General features: G+C 52.5%; 6 protein-coding genes. 2 read left to right on the plus strand and 4 right to left on the minus strand.

Features of this window, described 5'->3' with window-relative positions; all coding sequences use genetic code 11:
* Positions 1-385: 385 nt before the first annotated feature.
* From N902_RS0113960 to N902_RS19495, 3 genes are all read right to left on the minus strand, one after another.
* Complete coding sequence (locus tag N902_RS0113960; protein ID WP_153304236.1) at positions 386-916, minus strand: hypothetical protein; 531 nt, start codon at positions 914-916, stop codon at positions 386-388.
* 63 nt (positions 917-979) lie between these two features.
* Positions 980-1,213, minus strand: a complete 234-nt coding sequence (locus N902_RS18055; RefSeq protein ID WP_208596337.1) for a PIN domain-containing protein — start codon at positions 1,211-1,213, stop codon at positions 980-982.
* Positions 1,214-1,381: 168 nt separating this feature from the next.
* The gene (locus N902_RS19495) at positions 1,382-1,561 is read right to left on the minus strand and encodes a heavy-metal-associated domain-containing protein (RefSeq protein WP_084288430.1); all 180 of its coding nucleotides are present in this window, start codon (positions 1,559-1,561) and stop codon (positions 1,382-1,384) included.
* A 31-nt stretch (positions 1,562-1,592) separates the two neighbouring features.
* Here N902_RS19495 and N902_RS19820 point away from each other — a divergent pair, with 31 nt between their 5' ends.
* A complete protein-coding gene (locus N902_RS19820) occupies positions 1,593-1,784 on the plus strand; it encodes a hypothetical protein (protein WP_153304237.1) in 192 nt (63 codons plus the stop codon).
* A 273-nt stretch (positions 1,785-2,057) separates the two neighbouring features.
* Here the strand turns inward: N902_RS19820 and N902_RS0113980 are convergent, their stop codons facing one another.
* On the minus strand, positions 2,058-3,101 hold the full coding sequence (locus N902_RS0113980) for an Rpn family recombination-promoting nuclease/putative transposase (RefSeq protein ID WP_027371416.1): 1,044 nt from the start codon (positions 3,099-3,101) through the stop codon (positions 2,058-2,060).
* Between the two features lie 193 nt (positions 3,102-3,294).
* On the opposite strand from N902_RS0113980, the gene N902_RS18925 reads away from it, so the two are divergent.
* Positions 3,295-4,770 carry an outer membrane homotrimeric porin gene (locus tag N902_RS18925; RefSeq protein WP_051564613.1) on the plus strand — a complete coding sequence of 492 codons (1,476 nt, stop codon included), beginning with the start codon at positions 3,295-3,297 and terminating at the stop codon, positions 4,768-4,770.
* The last annotated feature ends 657 nt before the right edge of the window (positions 4,771-5,427 follow it).

The raw sequence follows: 5,427 nt of genomic DNA on the forward strand, positions 1-5,427 counted from the left end.
GTTGCTTTCTGGCTGCTTGCCTTGCTCCTTGAGACTTGGACCTCAGCCCTCCGCAGAAGAAACACCCCCTTGGATTCCCCCCTCAAGGGGGGACTCGGTCCGCAAATTGCAGGTTCGGGTCAGAAAAAGCAGCTCTTCCGCAGTCTGCTTTCCAAAGCCGCCGTCCTGCATAAAGCCGGGATCGACAGTAACAACCCACAACTGTACTGCCCCCCGTCGGTCCCCCCTTGAGGGGGGTTGGGGGGGTGTTTCTTTCTTCTTTTTTCTGACCTCTGTCCTCTGTCTTCTGTCCTGGGGTGTTGCTTCTCGCTGGGCATGGTAGGAATCTGGAATTCTGGATTCCTGCTTCCGCAGGAATGACGTTAGAGAATCGCTCAGTCTACTTTCAATGCCTTATACCGGGATCAACCAGCATCCCATCGTCGTGATACAGCGGATTGTACTGCTCCGGTACTGCCTGCAGATAATAGGTATTTTCCTCTTCTGTCTTTCTCAGAGAGGCATAGTCCTGGCTGTAAATATAGGCCAATATGTTGTCCGCGGTCTGCATGTCCTCCTCCGGAGGCACCACGGCCCGCAACTTGACCAGATGCTTTTTCTCCATCTCGATCCTCCAGAACAGGTCCTCCAGGTCCGGCCCGGGCAGGACCACTTTCCAGTCCTGGTCCAGTTTCAGATTCAATGCCTCCTGCTCCTGGACAACGAACAGGATGGCAGATGGATTGTACTTCGGACCGGAGTAATACACTTCGTAGTCCCGGGCGTTCTGGCGCAGCTGCTCCACCCGAATATCCAGTTCCAGCGAGGAGGGGTAGACCTGAGTGCTGGTGCCGAATTGGCCGAACGTCGCGCATCCAGTCGCCAATGGCAGGAGCATGCACCACAGCCAAAGCATGTGTTTTTGTAAACGTTTCATATTTCCTCCCTGCTGCAAACACAGAATGTTGTCGCCATCAGGCAATCCAAATTCCACTCGACATCAGCTATTCAACAGCCTTTCCAGAAGCGGACTGCGACTGCGGCCTTTGACCAAGGGATTGATCACAGTCACTCCGTGCCAGACAAAACCCTCCTGCAGGTCTTCGCTGAGCAGAAGGCGACAAGAATTTTCCGCTGCAGCAGACAGGATAAGCGCATCCCATATCTGCAGCTGGTGGTCTGCCGCCAGGTCCATGGCGGGCTGAAAAGCACTCCATGTGGAGTTCTCCGCCATTGCCCTGCCTGATGCGAGTGCAAAATCTGTATTTGCACTCGACAGAGGTCAGTAAAATCAAAGCCTTATATCTTCAAATTTTATCCCAAATAAACGTAAGACGACTTTTTGCAGTCCCGCCCTGCTCGCAAACCATCAAAAAAAGCCCGCCGAAGCGGGCTTTTTTGGTCAGCGCAGCATTTCCGGCTCCCCTTCCGGCGGATATCCGATCTGAGCCAGGGCCTCCGCGATCTTGTCCGGGCTTGTTACCCGCTCATCATAAGACACAATCACATCATGCCTGTGAACGTCCACCTTAACAACGTTCGTCACCCCCTCAACGTCCTTAAGGGCCGACCTGACCCTTATGGCTGTCCCTTCTCAGGAACAAGACGGCACTTTGAATTTGATCATCCGAATGGAATCCGAACTTGGCGACATCTGGCACGCACTGGCAGCCAGCAGAAAAAAAACCGCCGCGATCGACACTGCCCACATGGATCTGTGCATAGCATCCCCCTTTTGTCTTGTGGTGCTGAAAAAACTGGCCATCATCGTTCGTTATGAAAACAATGCAAACAAAGCGCCATAAAGTCAATTCAGGCGGGAAACGGAGATCAGAGGACGGAAGAGGACAGACATCAGAGGTCAGAGATCAGAGATCAGAAGGCAGAAGAAAGAGGGCAAAGGTCAGCGCCGCCTCTGGCGTAGACCGGCAGAACTTGGCTTCGTTACAAGGGGGGGCATCGTAAAGAAGAGAATAGCCACGCGTCTGCGCGTGGCTACCCCTAAATGACTAAAGGGGTCTCATGCATGGCAAGATCACGACAAAGTGCAAACAATTTTGCCATTCACAGCTCACACGTCAGTTGTCTGTAGCTCTCAGGACCTGTTCTTGAAATTCTTCCAGCGAATCCACTCGGAAGACCTGCTTGAAGAGCATCTTCAAAGTATCGTGAGAGTCAATAGAGTTGATGCGTCTGACGAGATCGGAACTGACTGTGCCATATCTTTCGCTTATAGCTTCCAAAAGCATTTCTCTGGATTTTTTAAGCTCACCTCTTTTTTCGCCTCGTTGTTCGCCTCGTTGTTCGCCTCGTTGTTCCCCTAGGGAAAGGCCTTTCTCGTAGCCTTTTTTCTCCAACATTTCAGCTATAGTCTCCATAGTCTCTCCTCCAGCAGGTAAGGATCGGATCACGTCCATAATATCAGACAGTTCTTCCGAAGACCTCGCCTGTGATAAGTAGTATACCAGGATCTTCAAGAATCGATCAAGCTGTTTCTCATCCAAATCCTGAAAAAGGAACATCAGAGCGTCTTTGAGCTCATCCAGAAACTCCCTCTTCGGGCTGATCTGCCAAATGGCAAACAAGGACTTCAGGGCCGAATGGAAGGCATAGCCCCGAACATCTTCAACGTTCACATCAAAGAGGCTGTATTCGAAGTCCGGGAGATAAGCACGGAATGTTTCGTCAGGCACATCAACAATTGAACTGAGCTTGGTTTTGTAGCGCCACTTATACTCTCCATGGGCTATGACGATCGGCAAAAGAAGGGGCAGCTTACGGAATGGTTCTTTGCGTTTTTGCCCGTATGAGGTCCACGTTTCCACCATGTACCGAAGCAGCTGGAGCGGAACCCATTCATCCAGAAAACTTTTGTGCTCCAGCAGAACATAGATCTCGGCCTCCTGATCACGATCCCGGAGAGGCATGCGTATGAGTATATCGGAGAAGTACTCTTGCAAATGGTCTGGAATGTGGCTCGTTTGCTCAAAGCGCAGGGACTCCAGCTCAAGGTGCCGGGTCATCCTTTCCGGCAAAAAACTCTGTAGAAAACTGACAGCCGTTTCATGCCTGCCCAGGATGTTTTTGATCACCTTGTCATGGGGATTTTGGCGCTTGGACATAAGCAAACGCTACGACAATCAAGAACAGGAGGCAAGCCCTACCCATCTACCCCCATTCTCCGCTCCCTCTTTCTAATGTAAAAAATTTTGTACTTTGTGCCGATTTTGGCTTGCATTTTTTATGAGCCTGGTATAAATATTTAAACCAGGCGTCAGGACAACATGCAACAGGTCATGCACAAGGAGGAAGGCTATGAAAAAATTCGTCTTGGGACTGCTCACAGCAGCCATGGTCCTGGGCACCGCGGGCATTTCCTTTGCCCAGCAGGATCTGCCTCAGTTCTGTACCTTTGGGTACTACCGGGCAGCGGCATCCTTTGTGAACAACTTCGGTTTCGACGAAGATGCAAAGTCTGATGATCATCAGATCTATCAGCGGATCAGGCAGTACTTTGAGTACAGCGCCAATGAAAACCTCACCGCTCAGGTCGCTTATGAGATCGATAACGGCTGGGGGTACCAAGGCGGTTACTTTGGCAACGACGCAGCCGCCAACAAACATGAAGACTTTTCCGGCATCGAAATCAAGCGGGCCCAGTTGAACTTCAACTGGCCAAACACCGAGGTCAATATCCAGGCTGGCCTGACCGGGTACGTCACTCCGGGCAGCGCCATGGGCACCCCGGTCTTGGCTGACGACATGCCCGGAATCTTCATCAACGCCCCAGTCAATGACATGGCCAGCTTTACGCTCGGGTATGTCCGGGCCTATGATGGATATCGGATTTCTGGCGGCAGTGATTATGACGATACAAGGGAATACCGCACAGGTGGTGACCAGTTGGACGCCTTTGTGGCCTCTGTGCCCCTAAACTACGAAGGTTTCAATCTTACCCCCTACGGCGTATATGCCCGCATCGGGGAAGAAGTTATGAACAGCCAGTATACTGGGATGTTCGATACCTGGACCTCCTTTCTGGGCACCATTGCAAGTGAATCTGCTGATGAAGATCTTTATGATGATAATGTCGACGCCTTTTGGGTTGGACTGCCCTTCGGCATCGACATGATTGATCCCTTGTCCATTACTGGTCAGTTCGTGTACGGCAGCGTTGACGGCGGAAGCAGCGCCCTGGATCGGGAAGGTTACTTCTTTGATGTCAGCGTTGACTACACCGCCATGGATCTGTTCACCCCCTCTCTGTATTTCTACTACTCCTCTGGGGAGGATGATGACATTGACGACGGCAGCGAGACCATGCCTACCCTGCGCAACGATGGGTACTACTATCCCCCGGCAGGCGCGGCTCTTGGATTCAACAGCGCTTATGGCTTTGGCGACGGTGACTACTCCTACGCCCAGTACGTGCCCCACGGCGTCTGGAGCCTGGGCTTCGCCCTCAAGGACATCCAGTTCGTGGACAAGCTGAGCCACTCTTTTGCCATTGCCTACTCCCAGGGGACCCATGATGAGGATGCCTTTACAGAAGAAGTTGTAGCATTAGATAAAGAGGATTCTCGTTTTACCGAGATGACCACAGAAGACAGCTCAGTTGAAGTTACCTTCTACAACTACTATCAGATCTACGAAAACCTGAAGGCCGTTCTGGAACTCGACTACGCCGCTCTGGACATGGACGAGGACATCTGGGGTGAAGGACCCAATGGCGGTGACTACAAGGACGATGACATCTACCGGGCTACCTTTGGTCTGTCCTACGACTTCTAACATCGGTTGATGTTCGACCTGACGCCGGCAAAAGGATGAAGCCGGGGCCGCGTGCGGCCCCGGCTTTTTTTGTGGTCTGGATTGGCCTGGGAGAGGATGGCCCTCAATACAGAGGACAGAAGACAGAGAACAGAAGTCACCCTGACTAATCCAAACTTCAACTGATCTCCCCCCCCGTCCCCCCTTGAGGGGGGTTGGGGGGTGTTGCTTTCTGGCAGCCTTACTCCTTTAGACGTGGACTTCGGCCCTCCGCAGAAGAAACACCCCCTTGGAGTCCCCCCTCGAGGGGGGACTTGGTTCGCAACTTCCGGGCACAATTCGGAAAATCCAGCTTTACCACAATCTGCGAATCCAGATACTCCGACTTCAGCAGTCACCCGGGTTCCCAAATCCAGGCTACAGCTGATCTCCCACCTCGTCCCCCCTTGAGGGGGGTTGGGGGGTGTTGCTTTCTAACTGCCCCTTGCTCCTTGAGCCTTGGACTTCTGCCCTCCGCAAAAAAACACCCCCTTGGATTCCCCCCTCAAGGGGGGACTTGGTTCGCAACTTCCGGGCACAATTCGGAAAATCCAGCTTTCCCACAATCTGCGAATCCAGATGCTCCGACTTCAGCAGTCGCCCGGGTTTCCAAATCCAGGCTACAGCTGATCTCCCACC

The sequence above is a fragment of the Desulfovermiculus halophilus DSM 18834 genome, assembly GCF_000620765.1.
GTDB lineage: Bacteria > Desulfobacterota > Desulfovibrionia > Desulfovibrionales > Desulfothermaceae > Desulfovermiculus > Desulfovermiculus halophilus.

Bases quoted from the DNA above. Each gene is read 5' to 3' on its own strand.
- N902_RS0113980 (WP_027371416.1), bottom strand. From the start codon at position 3,101: ATGTCCAAGCGCCAAAATCCCCATGACAAGGTGATCAAAAACATCCTG.
- N902_RS18925 (WP_051564613.1), top strand. From the start codon at position 3,295: ATGAAAAAATTCGTCTTGGGACTGCTCACAGCAGCCATGGTCCTGGGC.
- N902_RS18055 (WP_208596337.1), bottom strand. From the start codon at position 1,213: ATGGCGGAGAACTCCACATGGAGTGCTTTTCAGCCCGCCATGGACCTG.
- N902_RS0113960 (WP_153304236.1), bottom strand. From the start codon at position 916: ATGAAACGTTTACAAAAACACATGCTTTGGCTGTGGTGCATGCTCCTG.